We start from the raw sequence: 17,585 nt of genomic DNA on the forward strand, positions 1-17,585 counted from the left end.
ATATTCGAAAACTTAGTTTACAGTGTATTAAGAACGACAACATTAAAACTTATAGGTAAAAACTGGAGAAGTTGATACGAATTAACCCACCAATATGAAGCTTTTGATATAAAAAATCTACCCTGCCGTTTATGCAACAACAGGGTAGATTTGGTCAGTCTCTTATATCAATTTATTGTTTGATCACTTTTATCTTTTTATAAGATTGAGTTCCTTCAATTTCTAGAACATAGACACCTGACTGAAGTTGTCCTAAATTCATTTTGTACACTTTTTTACTCGTAGATTCCTCAATTAATAATCTACCATTTAAATCATAAAGCTTCACATCCTGTTTGTTTTCTAGAAGTTCTAAATTCAGAACATCCTTGACAGGGTTAGGATAATGAATAATTGAAATTGATTCATCCTCAATTGATGTTACATTACCTTCCACGATTTCTACTTCTAATACTTCTGAAGTTACTGAGGCAGATTCATTATCAGTAGCAATAGCAGTGATAGCGTAAGTTCCAAGACTTACAGGTCTCCAATCCAATGTATATGGAGCTTCAGTGACAACACCTAAAGAAGTTGTCCCTTCAAAGAATTCTACCTGAGTGATGGTGCCATCTGAATCCGCTGCATCAGCCGTTAATGTAATTGTTGTATTCAATTCATACTCTACAAGGTCATCTGATGTTCCTACCGTTACTGTAGGTGGTACATTTTCTACCACTGTATTAATCATGATTGAAACGGCATCAGAAGTAGTAGAAGCACCTTTGTCATCAGTTGCTATTGCTGTTATACTGTATGAATCAGCAACTGAAGGTGTCCAATCCAATGTAAATGGAGCTGTAGTTACAACACCTAAAGAGTTCGTTCCTTCAAAGAATTCTACCTGAGTGATGGTGCCATCTGTATCATCAGCTGTTGCATTGAAAGTAATTGTTGCCCCTAAATCGTAATCCGCATTACCATCAGCTGTTACTAAACTTACTGTAGGTAATTCGTTTTTCGATTCTAGTGTAAAGTTCATTTTACCAAGGTTAAACTCACCTCCTACAAAATTAACTTTCAATACATGTTTCCCTTCTGAAAGTTGAATTCCAGAAACAGAAGCTGTTACCCAATCGCCCCAACCTTGAGTGGCATCTACATCAATATCCGTTGAAACTTTCTGTCCGTCCAATTCAAAGAAGAAAGGTCCTCTGCCTTCATTATTTCCTGAAGCGTATCTAAATTCACATTTATAAAGGCCAGACTCTCCTACTTGAACAGTATAAGTCAACCATTCACCAGCTTGCACCCATCCAACAGTATTTCCTTCCTCACCTTCAGCAACTACATCTACCAATTCTTCTGGTCTAGTACCACCTTGGTTGATGTTAGAATGATCAAAATAAGTGATTCCTTGACCTGATCCGAATTCAAATTTATCAAAATTACCGGCTTCAATTGTACCAGGAATTGCATATGGCATATCTCCAAATGGTAAAATTCTACCAACAGCCACCATCTCCTCCGATGACATTAATGTACTTTGGTCATCAAAAGTAACTACCGCTTTTAATTTTAGTTCACCACTGACATTTGATGTCCAATTAAAAGAATAAGGTGCTGTAGTACTTGACCCTAATGCTGTTTCACCTGCAAAATATTCTACGTTTGTAATCGCTTTCGTTGCATTTGAAATTTCTGCTTCTAATAAGATAGCAGATCCTAATACATATTTACTATTTGGAGTAATACCTTTTAGTTTTACTATTGGCTCCGTTGGAGAAGTTGTATCACAATCTCCTACTACAAAAGTTTGACGGTCGTCTGCTGTATTGCGTTCACCTCCTTCTGGGTGATTATAAGTATAATAGAATTCGATTGTACTTCCTGCTGGTGCATTGATTGGGAAAGGTTCATTTGGCTTGGCATTGTGGCCTCCAATTCCTCCTCCATCTACAGAGTAATAGAAAATAAGTACTGTATTACCAACACCCTCAACAATAGGAATAAAGGTTACTGATGATTGATCACTTCCGCCAGTGATTTCATAAGAGAAGTGTCCGTTTGCCGCTGCACCTTGACCACATACATCTCCAGATTTACCTGTAATTGTTACAAGATCAGAGATTTTTGTTTTTCCATCATTGTCAGTCGCAACCGCTTTGATGTGATTTTGGTTTAATGCAACTGTATAATCTGTTTCAAATGGAGCTTGAGTAACTGTTTCGATCAATTGATCATTGGCATAAAATGCTACACTTGTTACCGTACCATCCGAATCCGTTGCATCAGCAGTCAACTTAATTGTAGTTCCTTCTTTAAATGAATCCCCATATTTAGGAGATGTAATGGAAACCATTGGTAAAGTTTCATCCACAGGAGCTGAAACACACGTTCCGATTACATAAAAATGTGGATTATCTAATGTATTTCTTTCGCCACCTTCTGGGTGAGAATACGTATAATAGAATTCAATTGGTGTTCCTTCAGGAGCATTAATGGTATAAGGTTCATTTGGCTTAACATTAAAGCCTGCAAGGCCACCCCCATTAATCTTTAAGAATAAAATACAAACTGAAGAGCCCATCCCAACTTCATTAGGAACAAAAGTTACTGTAGGATTATTCTTATCGTCAGAAAGTACATAATCGTAATGACCATTTTCAGCTGTACCTGAACAAGATGGAGGGGCTTTAGTAGTGATCGTAACAGGAGTTGTAGAAGTTACATTCCCATCATTATCCGTCGCCGAAGCATACACGCTATATGTACTTAACATATCCGTACTCCAATCAAAAGTATACGGAGCTTCAGTCAGCATTGCTACGCTTTCATTATTGACGAAAAATTCTACTTTTTGCACTGTACCGTCTAAATCAGAGGCTTCTGCTGCTAATGGAATTGTTGCTCCAGTAAAGAATGATTCGCCTTCTTTTGGAGTAGTTAACGTTACGATTGGTGCTAAAACACCATTTGATGAAGCAAAAATCTTCACTAAATCAGAATTAGTATAAGTACCATTTGACACGGTAAGTTTGATTAAATATTCACCCGCAATCATTCCCGACAATTGTGGGGCAACTGCCTTATCATCTGAGAAAACTAATACGCTAGGGCCATACACTTGCTCCCATTGATAAGTTAAGTTGGCATTGCCTGGGTCAGAACTTCCAGAAGCATCTAAACTTGGAGCTGTACCTGATAAGTCAACCACTAAATCTTCTCCAGCATCTGCTGATGGTAAATCATACCCTAAATCGCCTGTTCTCTCAAAAGTTAATTTTCCTAAGTTAAACTCACCTCCATTAAATGAAACTCTTAAAATATGCGAGCCTTTTGGCAATTCTAAATTGCTCACTGTCTGACTATTCCAGTTTGACCAGCCTCCTGTACCAGATACACTGATATCACTTGAAATTTTTGTATCATTTAATGATAAATAGAAAGGTCCACCACCTGCTCCATTTCCACTTGCATAGCGGAAAGTCATGTCATAAACACCTGAAGTTGTCACATCTACAGTATATTCCAACCACTCACCAGCTGCCGTCCAACCAACAGTTGCACCTTCACCATTTTCTAATACGTTATCAACGCCTTCTTCTTGTCTGTAGTTTCCATTATTCGATGGATCTTGATCATTGTAAGTAATTCCTTGACCAATTCCTCCTTGGAACTCATCAAAATGTCCCGCTTCAATTGTTCCTGGTATCACATTTTCATTACCACCAAAAGGTACTTGAAAACCTGCTGTCACACTTACAATATTAGTTACCGTAAAGTTTTCGCCATCATATATTTTTGCATAAAATTGATGTAAACCTGCTTGCAAACCTGTCGCTTTTACTGAATATGGTGCAGAAGTTACAGTTCCAACGATTTCACTTCCACTGAAAATCTCCACTTTAGAAGGTGTTACTCCACTAACTTCAACCATCAAATCAACAGCACCATTAACAGCCGCTTGAGCAAAACTACTAGTGATTGTGCCTGAGAAATTAACATCTTTATTCGTCACTAATTGTCCTGCAGGAACTTCCAATTGATATCCATCAGAGAATGTCACTGTTTTATCTGTCGTACCGTAGTTTTGTGCAACATACGTGATATTACCATCTTTGTTAAAGGCCACTGCCATTGGTGAGTCCGCTGTTTTGGACATATCCAATTGACCTAACGCATTCATAGCATGAAGCCAATGGTAAGTATGAGCATCAGAAACTCCAAACTTCATCGTACGATCAGGATGATCATTGTACAATTCGATTGCTTTTGCTGGATCTGAGAACGATAAGTATTTCCACATTACATCATACCAAAGGTTTGGATTATCTACTTTATCCAAAACTTGAGTATTTTGAGTCATTTCAGCCCAAAGTTTATCTACATATGCAGTATTATGTCCTAAGTATAATGATCCACCATGAATAGGATATAACTCAATGTTGTATGATGCTGCAATATCTGCCGTCCAGAACGTACCGTTATCATAACTATTACCCCAAACTCTTGAAACCAAGCTATAAGGTTGATCATCTTTGAAATTTCTTTCGTGCATATCAAACCAATATTCTTCTACAGCCGCTTGTTCTGTAGTGTAAAGGTAGATCCCTAGATCTCTGATTTCCTTGTTACCTGTCACCTCTCCCCAATGGATCAATGAAGTATTGAATTGCATACTTTCTGAAGTAGATTCTTGATCATTTCCTTGAGGGAAAGAAGCAAATCCATTGGCCCAACAATGACCAGCATAAGGGCTAAAGTTTCTTAAGTAAGGGAATGTATCGTCATTTCTATTTGAAGAAGCTGCATCTCTTACTAACAGGTTGATCATGTCTCCATATTGAGCCGCCCAACCTGGCTGATACTGCTCTAAAAAAGCTGCCGCATGAATGAAATATCCCCAATGGAAGTGATGGTCATTTAAGTTCGAGTCTTGACCATGACCTGCTGGGTAACCAATCATTGCAGACCAACTTGTATTGTAGTAGAATAAGAAAGCTACTTCTCCTAACTCTGCTGTCAACCAATCTTCCAATCTTTCCTGTACAGTGGCTAACATTTTATCTCTTGCGGCATCATTACCCGTTAAATCTGCTATTCTTGCAGTTTGGATCAAACGGTTCATTACTTGTCCTTCATTATATGAATCTGTCCAAGTCGATAAGCTTTCGTTTTGTAGTGCTTCTACCTTTTGGTTCAATGTTGAAACATCAAACCTATTACTATAATTATTGACATAAGGCAAAGTTGGTAATACACCATAGAATGTATTTTCAGTCGTAAACGTGTTACCATCTAGCATTTTTAATTCACCTCTTACTGACGAATAAGACAATTCAATCGGTTGTGGAGAGTTAGATGATAAATTTGACCATTGGTGAGGTAAAAGCCCCATTAACACATTAGAGTTAGTTCCTTCTTTTACATCTACCTCTACATTGTACACCGTTGCTAAAGTTGAAGTTGCTTCATCATAAGTCCAATCAGCTGTAGTATTGGTTGGAAAAACATAGGCATATTTTTGAAGGTTTAAAGCTTCTTGAGCAAGATCTGTTGTATTTAGCGAAAGTTTAGCAATTGACCAATAGTTTTTACCATTTAAGGTCGAAGTATAAACTTCTCCATTTTGTTCCCATGTACTACCTGTTGGAGCATAAATAACAAAACTTGCACCATGACGGGCATTCTCCACCGTGATCATTTCATTTGATACCGTTACAGTACCTTGGCTAATCGTTACACTTGCTACATCTGCATCCATTTTGTTGAAGTAGACGAATGGCATACCGATACCAGAAGTTGCTTGGAAATGTTGTGATCCGTCATTCCAATCCATCGTTACTGTCCAGTCGGAATGATCTGCAATCGTAGTCTTTGATGCATCTAAATTTTGTACACCAACTAAAATAGGTGAAATATCATCCAATACTCCCCATGGAATATAAGTCACAACTAGCCCCTCGTTCGTGGTCTTCATGGCTAATGGATAGTTGAATAAGTTATTTGCATGATCACTTTGGATAAGTGTTGACCACCAATCATTTGTGGGTACTGGTTTGTTGATAGCCGCCTCACTTAATTGAGGACTTCCAGCCGGTTCTCCGTTACGACCTGCTTGATCTACTCCAGGGTGTTGTGTGGTATAGCTACCACTCCCCACTGGCGTTATTTGAGCAATGCAGTTGAGTTGAAGAGTAAAAGACATTATCGCCCAAAAGAGGACCGAGAATGTCAGCGTAAACTTTCTCATAAATAAAATAAGTAATAATTTCTTCAGTTGTGAAAAATTTTAAATTGAAGGTCGAATTTGGTCAGTTTACATACAATTGTTTGTGCACAGAAAATAGATTGTAAGCATTCTTTTCTAATTCATAAATAGACGATAGGTACAGATAAAATTCTTTGGTAAGAACTTTACCCGAATCAAACTTAGGAGAACTTTTAGAAAGTAAAAAATTGATAGTTTTAGGAATTATCATTTAAATAAAAAACCATAACAACCTGTTTATGTGACCTCTAAAGAATTTACACTTATTAAACGTATCAATTACATTTCACTTAAAAAATATATTTTTAACACTAAAAATCATGTAATGTAAGAGTACAAAAACAGAAAATAGCTTAAAAATTGTCTTATAGCACCGAATTAAACACAAGTCAAGCTTATCAAAACAATGGGCAATTGTACTTAAATAGAAGACATAAAATGATCATAGTTTATATATATATTTAAAATATAAACTTCGATCATAAGTACCTGTTCAAAATTATCTATAGCCTAAATGCATTTGAGAAGACTATTATAAAACCTTTGTCTTTTGACCTATAATCAGACAATCATTTAATAGTATTTCTCTTGGCCTTAAAGTGAAAAGCGTGAAGAATTTCATGAAGTGAGCCGTTAAAAATGATTTTGCTGTTTGAGCATCTCAAAACGATGAAGTTTTGATCGAGTTATCCTTTCAAAGGGCGAGAGAAATGGAATTTAGCTTTTGACTTATAAGCCTAGATTTTTTGCTTCGTTTTTCATCAATGGAAAAATGAAGAAGAAGGAAGTTTGAAAGTAGACCCTATAAATACCTGTAGAAAGGCTGATTAAAAGTTGATGATAATTTAGTTAACAACGTATTTAGTCCTAATAAATAGACCGCCTTTATACATAATACACGTTAACCTATTTTCAATCAACTTATATATAGCGCCCAATTTTTCAATTTAGAGTCTAACGGCTGACGAAATAGGATTTAAAAAGGATTTTTTACAATAAAAAGAAGTTTTGATGATATGAAAGTGTCTTACTTATTTATATAAAATTCTTCATTACTAGTGTTCTACATTATTATCATTTACCAATGATTATAATGACACTATAATACCCTAAATTCAACTTAAAAAAACCTTATTCTTAACAAGTTTGAATTTTGTATTATCAAATATTAATATTTTTTTTCTTTTTTCTTGCATAATATAAATCAATTTCCAATATTTGAGTATGAATCGTTAAGCAGTGCACCCCCTGAGGGGGGTGTTCTATTAGAATTTCACAATTTTTTTGTGAAATTCTTTTTTTTTGTGCTTACTTTAAAATGATCCTATTACTAAACGCAATAAAATGAAGAACTCAATTGCTCTTAAAGCTTTCATACTCTGCTTTATCTTTATCCAAAACAATGCATATAGTCAGAAACTTCAAAAAATCGAGAAAGAATTAAAGAAAAATGAAGATATGCCCAATGCCTATGAACAACCTAACAAAGGAAGTGACAAAAGTACAGGCAATGTTTTATCTGAAATTGTAGGAACAATCTTGTTCAATTTCCCCAAAGAGTCCGATTTGCAACAACTCTATGGCAGTCCAATAAAATTATCAAAGTACACCTATTCAGGACAATCAGATGCTCGTTATACAAGAGTTGCTGAAGAACAAAAAATGCTCAATTTTGATCTACAAGCAAATTACTTTATCGAGAATAAAGAATTACAAGGTGTACAAATCTTCTCAAGGTTTCAATTTATGCCCAAAGTAAGTATTGATTTACAATATTCTGGATTAAAGGAAGAAATAGAGAATGGAAGTCCTTCTTACCTTGACTTTTTACATGTCAATGTTAGTTATCACCGTCTTGCACTGACTCGTTTTGATTTATGGGTGGGTATGGGGTATACCAGTTTATGGCTAGAAGATAATTATACAGGTTTAAACTTAAACCTTGGAACTGAAATCTATTTTGTAAAACCTTTTAGTATTTCTACTAATTGGTACTTTGGTAGCTTAGAAGATATTAATTTTACAGAGGGTAGTACAGATTTTAAAGTATATCTTCAAAGGTTTCAGCTCTTTGCAGGCTATCAATATTATCAATTAGGTGAAACTAAAATACAAGGGCCAAGAGGTGGGGTCGGTTTTTCTTTATGAAGCCTTTCATATTAAATACGAAATAAAAACTACACTATTGATAAGATAGTTTTTCTTAGAATATTATAATATTTTTGTGTGAAGATGTGTAAGTACTTTTAATATTAAGAGGCAACTATTCAACATTCTAAAACTACATTCATCATAACATACTTGAAATCAATACCTACATTACAAATCATGTTATGAGTGAATGACTTTCAATCTTATATTATTTTAATTTATGAAATTCATCAGAAGCATATTATTGGTCGTATTTACTACAATTTGTTCAACAGCTTTCGCTCAATCTCCCGTTAAGGCTGGACTTTCTATTGGTCCACAATTCATGAGTTTTTCTAATGATGTAAGTTCAACAGGTTTTGGTTTTACCGCTTTTGGAGATTATATCTTAAATGACATCATGAGCGTTGGTTTAGAGGTAGGTTATGGAGCAGTCTCCATTGAAGGATCTAAACTTTCTTTTATTCCAGTAATGGGTAGCTTTAAATATCATTTTGAGTTAAAAAATAAGCAGTTACATCCTTATGCTAAGGGTAATTTTGGATTTATATCTGTACAATATGATGAAGGGATTCATGATGGTACAAGTGTACAAAATTCGGTAACTCGTATAGGTATTGGTCTAGGTGGAGGTATCATCTATGATATTGATGAACGTTTAGGCCTATTCGGTGAACTAAGTTATAAGACTGTATCTGGTTTTAATGATTTTGGAGTCAACTTTGGCGTCATCTACTCTTTCGAATAAAGAATTACTTATGAGGATTGAATTGGAACAATGGTAGCTGAGTTTTCCATTTATCTCTATTTTGGGTAATTCGGTTAAAAATTGATTTATAAAAATAAGAGTCATCCACTTTAAAGTGAGATGACTCTTATCTTATTTTTTGTTTTTAGAGCGATCGAATGATAAACGTAATCCTACCAGTAGTAATACTTTGAATATTCGTATCGGCATCAGTAGGTTCAAAAGTTAATTCAGATACTGCTTCTCTATATTGATCAACAACCTGTTTAGTCACTGATCTGTAGATCGTTTTGACAGAAATTACTTCACCGAAATCATCAATCTGAATTTCAAAAATAATCTTTCCTGTCTCCCTTGAACTGTCTTCTACTTCAGGGGGATCAATCCAGTTCCATCCTGGCATATCGAGGGCTGTTCCTCCAGCACCTCCAGCAGATTCAAGTAGAGCATCGGCGTTTAAGGTTCCTTTTTTACTACCTTGGTCACCTTTGGCCCCTTCAACATCTCCGTTGTTATTTTGTTTCGGCGTTGAAGAATTACCTTCACCTCCCTCTGGTTTCTTCAATAAAGTACCTGTTACGGGTGTATTTATTTTTGGAACGGTGGTTTTCTCTGGTGTAACCTTCTTTTCCTCTTCTGGAGCTTTTTCTTCTACCTTCTCTTCTTTTGGCTGTATGGTTTCCTTCGTTGTCTCAACACTCTCTTCAACAGGTGCATCCGTTACTGCTGCCGGCATGGGGTCAACTTCCTCTACGGGAGTGGGTTCAGGAGTTGCTTCTGCTGGAGTGGGTTCTTCTATTACCTCCTCTACCACTTCTTCCGTTGGTTGTTCTACCGTTTCAGTTTCAGGAGTTGGTTTTGGTTCTTCTACAGACTCTGTTTCTTCAGTAGATGGTGCTTTTGATTGCACATCACCACTTCCTGCATCATCTAAACCAAAATTCACCTCAATACCATATTGTGGTATTGGCGGATCAGGTGGAGACCATACGATTGTAAACCAAGCAAAAACGCCTAAAATTACTACGGACAATAATGTAATTAATATCGATAGATTTCTATTTTTTCGTTCTTGCTTTTTTTCTTGTTCCGTTTTCTTCATCGTCAAATTATTTTCCTACCGAAGAGGTTGGTGTTGTTGCGATTGAAACTTTTGCTTTTAAAGCCGTAGCAATTCCTGCCACATTTACAAGGTGTTGTACTGGAACATCCTTATCAACTGTCAATACAACCACACCTTCTTGCTTTGCAGGTAAAACTGCTTTCAGCTCATCTTCTAGGAATGACAAAGGAACTTCTACTTCATTGACATAATAATGAAGATCTTTTGTGATACTCACATAAACCTTGGGCATTACTTTTTTTGAAGCTTTACTACTCGGAACGGCAATTGGCAATCCTGAAGGTGTCACAAAATTTGATGTCAACATAAAGAAGACCAACAATAAGAAAATCATGTCGGTCATTGAAGACATATTGAACGTTGGATCGATTTTATTTTCAGGTTTTAATCCCATAATTTTCTAGTTTGGTGATTGTAAAAGCTCAATAAAATCAATAGTCACTACTTCCATTTTGTGAACTACATCCTCAATCTGACGAACCAAATAGTTGTATGAAATATAGGCAAAAATACCAACAGCTAATCCTCCTGCCGTTGTAATCATGGCTTCATAAATACCTGATGAAAGCAGTTTAGGACTTACTGACCCTTCCTCTTGAGAGATTGCAATAAAGGCATTGATCATACCGATTACGGTACCAAAGAAACCGATCATTGGTGCTGCTCCGGATATCATACCTACAGTACCTACATTCTTTTCTAATTTATAAAGCTCAATCTTCGCTACATTTTCAATACTTTTCTCGATGGTATTCAAATTCGAAGAAATATGTTTCAGACCTGTCTCCAACATCTTGCCCATTGGAGTTGTATCTCTTGCACAATACTTTTTTGCTGTCTCAATATCACCTTTCAACACCTGTGCTTTTACTTTGTCTAAAAGAACGGATGGATCTTTTTTAGCCTTACGAATAGTAAGTACTCTGTTCGCTAAGATGTACATGGCAATGATAAATAAAACGCCTAGAATAGCCATTGTGATTCCTCCTTTCTCTAAAAGTTGGATTAATGATACGCTTTCTTCAAACGTTCCTTGCATGCCTTGTTCTGGCATCTCAGTGCCTTGTAAAATGGATAATAAATTCATGATTTATTGTTAGTGTTTTATTTCTTTTTAATGTTCTGATCACCAAGTAAAAGAAGTTATTTTAGCTTGTTTAATATGATTACTAATGAAAAAATGAAGTAGAATTCTACTCCTTGGAATATCAGTTAATCACATCGTTTAATTGAAGTCTTTTGCTTGACACTGTAATGAAAAATGAATTTGGAGATTAGTTTCTCCAAATCCATGCACCTTTAAATTTAGATTGTGCTGTAGGTAATGCTGCTTTTGCTTCTTGATGAGAGTTATAACCTTTCAGAGCCACTCTATATTTACCTTTCGAAACAATAATCCCTACATGTTCAAACCCTTTCTTTTCTGCTTGTTTCACGGCTATTTCAGCTTTTGCTTCATCACCAAAAGAAGAAATCACAATATGGTAATTACCATTGCGTGATGCCTCAGGGGCTGTTTCTTCAGTAACCACGACTTCCGCTTCTTCCACTTTTGTTTCTTCAATTGTGGTAGGCGTCTCTTCTACTGTTTCTTGAGTAATCGTTGTTTCTTCAACTTCTTCCACTTGATCTTCTTCCTCTGCCTCAATTACATTTTCTTGCGTAATTACTTCTTCTGGGTTTTCATCAGTAGAAGGTTTCAATAGATAATATCCCACTATTGTCAAGAGAATAATGGCAGGGATAGATACCATCAACCAAACAGGTCTTTTAGAAGGAGTTTCTTCTTCGTACTCTCCATAATCTTCTTCCTCTTCTTCAATCTCGTCTTGTAGAAGCGGAGTTGCTGTTATTTTTGGTAAGCCAAAGCTTTCTGGTGAAATATTGCTTTCATTCCTCTGACGGAAGATAATCTCTTCATCATCATCTTGAATAAAATAACCTAAATCGCCAATTGGAGCCGTTTCACCGTCTTCTAACCTTTGTTGAAGATTGGCTACAAACATACTCACTTGTATGGCCACCTCATCTTCGTCTAAATCTTCAGTTTTTGAGATATAAACGACCAAGGAATACATCTCAACATCATCCTCAGATTTTGAGAAGGAGATGGTAACATGTGGTGGTTTTATGATATTTCCTGAAGGGGAAACTTCCGCACCACTTTCCTCAGACCAAAAAGTACCTAGATCTGGTATAACTACGACACCCCAATCAAGGAGAGCATTTTTTATAGCATCTGCAATCATGCAACAATTCTCTTTACAACGCTATTACTCAGGTAAAAGGGTCACTTATTCAGCGTAAGTAATAGTGTTTATTGTATTAATTTTGTAATTCGATTGATAATTTAGCCATTTAGGGAATAAAAACCATAAAAAATGACTTAAACCTTTATAAGACTAAAAACGATAACCTACACCAGCCATCAATTGAAAACCTTTCACGTTGTACCTGTAGTAATTTTCATAGGTTTGTGCAAAGAGATTATTTACCAAAATAAAGGCATCTAAATTCTCATTTATTTTATATTGAGCAGATAGATTTAAATCGAAAATCATTGGTAAATCCTCCGTTTCTTGTGCTGCAGTTTCCGTATCTACTTTCAAAGCCTTTAAACCAATTTTGTTGTAAATATTCGCTTTAAAGGTCCAATTTGACAAGTATTTATAGGTCACGGCCACATTGTTAACAGCCAATGGTTTATGGTAAGGTTCTACAATTCTATCATCACCCATTGAGTAAAAATCCCAATTTGTTGAAGCTGTTACCATCCATTCCCTCTGAGTCCATGAACCAGCAACGTTTAAATTAAAAACACCCGTATTTCCTTCTGTAGCATAAGTCATCAAAAAACGAGAAATATCAGTTGGATCATTTACAAAGAAGCCCATATTCTGAACAATAGCATACCCTAAACTTCCTCTTATCCCTATATTATCACCTACAATTGCATCAGCACCCAAACGGATATCTATTAATTTACTTTCATGTAATAAAGCAATATCATTACTCACCCACGGATTCTCTCCTGTCAAGGCTTTATAATCTACGATGTTGAGATCTCCTTTAATTTCTAAAAAGGCCGCTAACTCATCTTCTGCAATTGTATATTCTACAAAAACATCTGGATAGAAATAAAAATTATTATCAAAAGAAGAGGAGTCTGCACTATAAGCAATTTTAGCTCCCGCCTTAATGTACCATTCATCAAACGTTGCTTCATAGGCACCTCCCAATTTCATCCAACTTCTATTAAGGTCTAAGTCCAACCCTTCCGTAGTGGTATTTTTGTATTGATTAAAAGCACCAATAAGATTGACATGGACTTTTGCATCATTCAATAATTCATAAACGCCATGGAGATCTACACCGATTTCCAACTCATTAGCATTATATCGATCTCCTGTATAATCAAAAAATAAATCTCCTTTTACAGAATAATCATTACCTGTCAAATAAGATGGCATTTCATGCCCGACTTTAAGGCTGAAATTATTGATGATTTGCTTGATGCTATCTTGACTGATTTGTGTTTCATCACCATCAACTCCATAGAAGTGAGTTCCAATACGGTCGTAACCTATTGAAAAGGAAGATGTGCCATATTCAGAGAAATATTTACCAAAACCATCAATGGCATTATGACTTCCTGCCGACAACTTTCTTGATACACTTCCCTCTTGTGATGATCTATGCAAGAAATTAATCCCATAATCAAAATCAGGATTAACATTACTGTTCAATCCACCTTCTATATAAGGAGTGATAAAATTACCATACCCTACTCGAATATATTTGCTATAATATTTTTTCTCTTCATGATCATCAATTACAGCGGCCAACTGCTTTGGTAGAGAATCGTTTAGCTCCATTCCAATCAACTCTAATTCATAGTTTTGAGGTGAAGGCTTTACTTTTTTCTCTATTCTTTGAATTTTATCATACTCTCGCCCCATCGTTTGTAACTCATAACTAGAGTTTTTTTCGATGACAACCTCAGCATTATCCAAATTAGAGTTATCATTAGTTTGAGCCATCAATGGAGAAACAATGACAAGGCCTAAAACTAGAAGTATATATATTTTAAAGTGCTTCATTTTCTTAGTTGGTAGGTTGTTGGTTACTTGCATTCTCTTTTAATTCTTCTAAATCAGCAATTCTCTTTTTAGCAACTGCTTTATCTTGAGGAGATGATGTGAAGTTATAAACAGATTCTAAGGTTGCTTTTGCCTGATAGAAATCTTCCAAACTGATATAGTTTTCCGCAATCATTAAATAGGCCTTACTCGTCCAATCGGTATAACTTGCGTACCTCTTTTGGACATCAATTAATGCCGTAGTACTTTGATCAAGTCCTTTTTTCAAAACTTCCTTACTAGGTTCATTTTTTAAAGCCATTTCCCTAAGTGTGTACCCTACAAAATATTGTGCTTCTGCCCCAACCTTTGAGCTTGCTTTCTGTGCCACTTCATCAAATAGTGTCAGGGCCTCACTTAATTTCTCTTCTTGCAAATGTACTTTTGCAATATAAAGTTCAGCTTCTAAAAGACTTCGTTTTACATTATTCTCAATGATTTTATTGGCATAAGCCATTGTTGCACCATAATCTCTTACTTCATAATTGGCTTTCATTAAACCAACATATACCGCCCATGAAGTCGATTTTCTAGTTGCAATTTTCTCTAATTCGACAAATGATACTATGGCATCTTCAAATTTTTCAGTCTGCAATTGTAATTCACCAATGTATCGTAATGCTTTTTCTTTGGTAGGCATTTTCTGGACAATCTGGAAAGCGGCAATTGCATTCGCTTTATCATTTCTGAATTTGTAAGCAACCCCCAATGCAAATGCTGCATCATCAGTATATTGAGAATAGGGAGAGTTGTCGATAAATTGTTGTAAAGTAATGATAGCTTTTTCGTATTCTTTATTTTGATAAGGTTGAATAGCCAATTCATAATCACCTCTCAAGGTTGCTGTACTTTCAGGATTTGCCTCTTTGAATTTTGTTTGATAATTACTGATTTCACTTACTGCATATCCACTAGAATTGATATCCTGTAATGCAGTAATTGAAGCTTCTGCATTCTGAGATGTGGGGTCAGTGTCAATAACTTCTTTATAATCTCTTTCCGACAATGACATCTCCCCTTCCAATTGATAACACAATGCTCTTTTGGCTAAACTCGGAATGTATACTTCAGTATTTTTATATCGATTTATTATCTGAGTAAAACTCTTTATCGCTTCAGCATTTCGATCTTCTTCGGCATAAATCAATCCAATTTGATAATACGCAAGTGGTGCAAAAGTAGAGCTCTTATAGTCATTCCCAACTTTTTGATACAGACGAATAGCGTTATCCAACTGACCCAATGCTTTATAATTTTGAGCCATTTGGTAATTCACATAATCTAATTCTTTTACACCAGAAGAAATAGCCATGTTATAGGAACGAATGGCCACTTTATAGTTCTGTAAACCGAAATAACAATCCGCTCTTCTTAGCATTGCTTCACCTATTTTATCTCTTGATTCAATGGTTCTGCCTTTATTGATATAATTGGACAAGTCTTCAATAGCCAACTCAAATTCCTCATCTGCATAATTGGCATATCCTTTTCCAAATAAACTTGGAACATAGAATTGAGAACTTTCAGGTACTTTATTATAGGCCATTACTGCTGAGTCATACACTTCCAAGAAAGAATAAGCCTCACCCAGCCAATAGTTTGATGCATCTAAAAGATCTTCATTGATTGGAAAACGCTGTGATTTTATCAGATAATTAATAGCTCCTCTCCAATCGTCATCATTGGCATTTTCTACAGATTTATTAAAAGCCGCCTCTTGATAAGCTCTTCTTGTATCAACATTTACGGTAGATAATCGATCAAATACTTCCAATGCTTTTGTATAATCTCCTGAATTAACGTAAGCTACTTGAAGCAAGTGATCCACTTCCCCTTTTTTATCTGAATTAGGAAAGTACGCTACAAAGAAATCACATGCATCTGGTACTTGTGTATAAAGCCCCACATCAAATAATACTTTAATGTAATTGTAAGCCGCTAACTCTTGGAGCTCTCTATTAAACGTTAAATGTCTCGATTGTTCGAAGGCTAATAATGCTTTATCTTTTTCACCAATCGATAAAGATGTTACCCCCAAATCATAAGACGCCACTTGGGCTAGTTCATCCTTATCGTCTGCTGCAATAGACAAAGGCTGAATCGCCTCGTGATAAAGCTTCACTTTAAATTTTGAGAAACCGATCTGATAAGCCGTTACCCTATCAATAGCTTGCAAAGGCACTTCAGCCATGTAAGCATCAAAATAAAATAAAGCTTTTTCGTAGTCATGCTTTTTATAATATACTTTACCGGTGAATAAAAATGCGTCCGGAGGTAAATGAATTCCTGTTTCTTTGGCTTCATTTACCATTTCCAACATTTTATTTTCCTGTCCTGTTTTGTAATAGGCAATTGGTAAAAGAGCATAAGCATGTGATCTAATTTCTGGGTCTGTTGTTGATTTTTCAAGGTCAGTAATCGCTTCTTCAAACTTCCCTTGATCAAACTCAATATATCCCGCATAATAACTCGCTTTTAAAGCATAAGCATGTGTCCCTTTTTTGAGTATTTGGAAAAGCTTACTTGCCTCTTCCATTTTTCCTTGATCAAAATTTGCATAAGCTGCCTGATAAGCAACTCTCACATCATCATCGTCAAAAAAATCAAACAAAGGATCTCTATTAAAAGCATCCAATGCTTTGGCATATTCCCCTTTATCAAAATAATAACCACCCAACACTTTATAAGCTTTACTTGAAAATGGATGAACAGGATATCTATTGACAAAATCTATTATTTGGCGTTCAGCATCTGGATGTTGCAACTCAAGATTACAAACTGCTATATAATATTCCGTTTCAATACACTTTTCATCCTCTCCACAATGCTTCTGTTGAAATCGGGACAAATATCTTCTTGCTGCAGAAAAATTATGCTCGTTATATAAAACAATTCCTTTATTAAACAGTTTAACCTCATCAGAAAAATATAATGACTCTTGTGCCATTGACGGTACAAAAGGAAGGGTTGACAGTAATAAAATTAGAATGTTGAAGCTCTTTTTTAGACAATTGATCATTGCTTTAAAAAATATATTTTTAGGGTTTATCTTTTTTTGTAATTCAATTCAATAGACACAAAACAGATTTTGAACTTAATTTAAACAAAAATGAATATTATAATAATTTATTAAAAGTTTTGAAGGAATTGATTTAGGTTGAAGTCTATTTA

At 35.5% G+C, this 17,585-nt stretch carries 9 protein-coding genes; 2 read left to right on the plus strand and 7 right to left on the minus strand.

Annotation, left to right across the window (positions count from 1 at the left end):
- Nucleotides 1-172: 172 nt before the first annotated feature.
- The gene (locus PL77_RS31070; RefSeq protein ID WP_082026748.1) at nucleotides 173-6,235 is read right to left on the minus strand and encodes an Ig-like domain-containing protein; all 6,063 of its coding nucleotides are present in this window, start codon (nucleotides 6,233-6,235) and stop codon (nucleotides 173-175) included.
- Between the two features lie 1,362 nt (nucleotides 6,236-7,597).
- Between PL77_RS31070 and PL77_RS26325 the strand changes: the two genes are divergently transcribed.
- Complete coding sequence (locus PL77_RS26325) at nucleotides 7,598-8,401, plus strand: hypothetical protein (RefSeq protein WP_044211898.1); 804 nt, start codon at nucleotides 7,598-7,600, stop codon at nucleotides 8,399-8,401.
- Between the two features lie 223 nt (nucleotides 8,402-8,624).
- Complete coding sequence (locus PL77_RS26330; RefSeq protein ID WP_044211900.1) at nucleotides 8,625-9,152, plus strand: outer membrane beta-barrel protein; 528 nt, start codon at nucleotides 8,625-8,627, stop codon at nucleotides 9,150-9,152.
- Between the two features lie 145 nt (nucleotides 9,153-9,297).
- On the opposite strand, the gene PL77_RS26335 is transcribed toward PL77_RS26330, so the two are convergent.
- The 6 genes from PL77_RS26335 to PL77_RS26360 all read right to left on the minus strand — a co-directional run bounded on the left by PL77_RS26335 (nucleotide 9,298) and on the right by PL77_RS26360 (nucleotide 17,433).
- On the minus strand, nucleotides 9,298-10,254 hold the full coding sequence (locus tag PL77_RS26335) for a hypothetical protein (RefSeq protein WP_044211902.1): 957 nt from the start codon (nucleotides 10,252-10,254) through the stop codon (nucleotides 9,298-9,300).
- Nucleotides 10,255-10,261: 7 nt separating this feature from the next.
- On the minus strand, nucleotides 10,262-10,669 hold the full coding sequence (locus PL77_RS26340) for a biopolymer transporter ExbD (protein WP_044211903.1): 408 nt from the start codon (nucleotides 10,667-10,669) through the stop codon (nucleotides 10,262-10,264).
- A gap of 6 nt (nucleotides 10,670-10,675) precedes the next feature.
- Nucleotides 10,676-11,362 (minus strand): MotA/TolQ/ExbB proton channel family protein, encoded by a 687-nt coding sequence (locus tag PL77_RS26345; protein WP_052444753.1) that lies wholly within the window; start codon nucleotides 11,360-11,362, stop codon nucleotides 10,676-10,678.
- A 187-nt stretch (nucleotides 11,363-11,549) separates the two neighbouring features.
- On the minus strand, nucleotides 11,550-12,524 hold the full coding sequence (locus PL77_RS26350) for an SPOR domain-containing protein (RefSeq protein ID WP_044211908.1): 975 nt from the start codon (nucleotides 12,522-12,524) through the stop codon (nucleotides 11,550-11,552).
- A 153-nt stretch (nucleotides 12,525-12,677) separates the two neighbouring features.
- Nucleotides 12,678-14,375, minus strand: coding sequence for a TonB-dependent receptor (locus PL77_RS26355; RefSeq protein ID WP_172665955.1), 1,698 nt, complete (start codon nucleotides 14,373-14,375; stop codon nucleotides 12,678-12,680).
- Nucleotides 14,376-14,379: 4 nt separating this feature from the next.
- Nucleotides 14,380-17,433 (minus strand): tetratricopeptide repeat protein, encoded by a 3,054-nt coding sequence (locus PL77_RS26360; RefSeq protein ID WP_082026749.1) that lies wholly within the window; start codon nucleotides 17,431-17,433, stop codon nucleotides 14,380-14,382.
- Between the last annotated feature and the right edge of the window lie 152 nt (nucleotides 17,434-17,585).

The sequence above is a fragment of the Flammeovirga sp. OC4 genome (assembly GCF_000812565.1).
Classification (GTDB): domain Bacteria; phylum Bacteroidota; class Bacteroidia; order Cytophagales; family Flammeovirgaceae; genus Flammeovirga.

Coding starts and splice junctions, on each gene's coding strand:
- PL77_RS31070 (WP_082026748.1), bottom strand. CDS start 6,235: ATGAGAAAGTTTACGCTGACATTCTCGGTCCTCTTTTGGGCGATAATG.
- PL77_RS26325 (WP_044211898.1), top strand. CDS start 7,598: ATGAAGAACTCAATTGCTCTTAAAGCTTTCATACTCTGCTTTATCTTT.
- PL77_RS26330 (WP_044211900.1), top strand. CDS start 8,625: ATGAAATTCATCAGAAGCATATTATTGGTCGTATTTACTACAATTTGT.
- PL77_RS26335 (WP_044211902.1), bottom strand. CDS start 10,254: ATGAAGAAAACGGAACAAGAAAAAAAGCAAGAACGAAAAAATAGAAAT.
- PL77_RS26340 (WP_044211903.1), bottom strand. CDS start 10,669: ATGGGATTAAAACCTGAAAATAAAATCGATCCAACGTTCAATATGTCT.
- PL77_RS26345 (WP_052444753.1), bottom strand. CDS start 11,362: ATGAATTTATTATCCATTTTACAAGGCACTGAGATGCCAGAACAAGGC.
- PL77_RS26350 (WP_044211908.1), bottom strand. CDS start 12,524: ATGATTGCAGATGCTATAAAAAATGCTCTCCTTGATTGGGGTGTCGTA.
- PL77_RS26355 (WP_172665955.1), bottom strand. CDS start 14,375: ATGAAGCACTTTAAAATATATATACTTCTAGTTTTAGGCCTTGTCATT.
- PL77_RS26360 (WP_082026749.1), bottom strand. CDS start 17,433: ATGATCAATTGTCTAAAAAAGAGCTTCAACATTCTAATTTTATTACTG.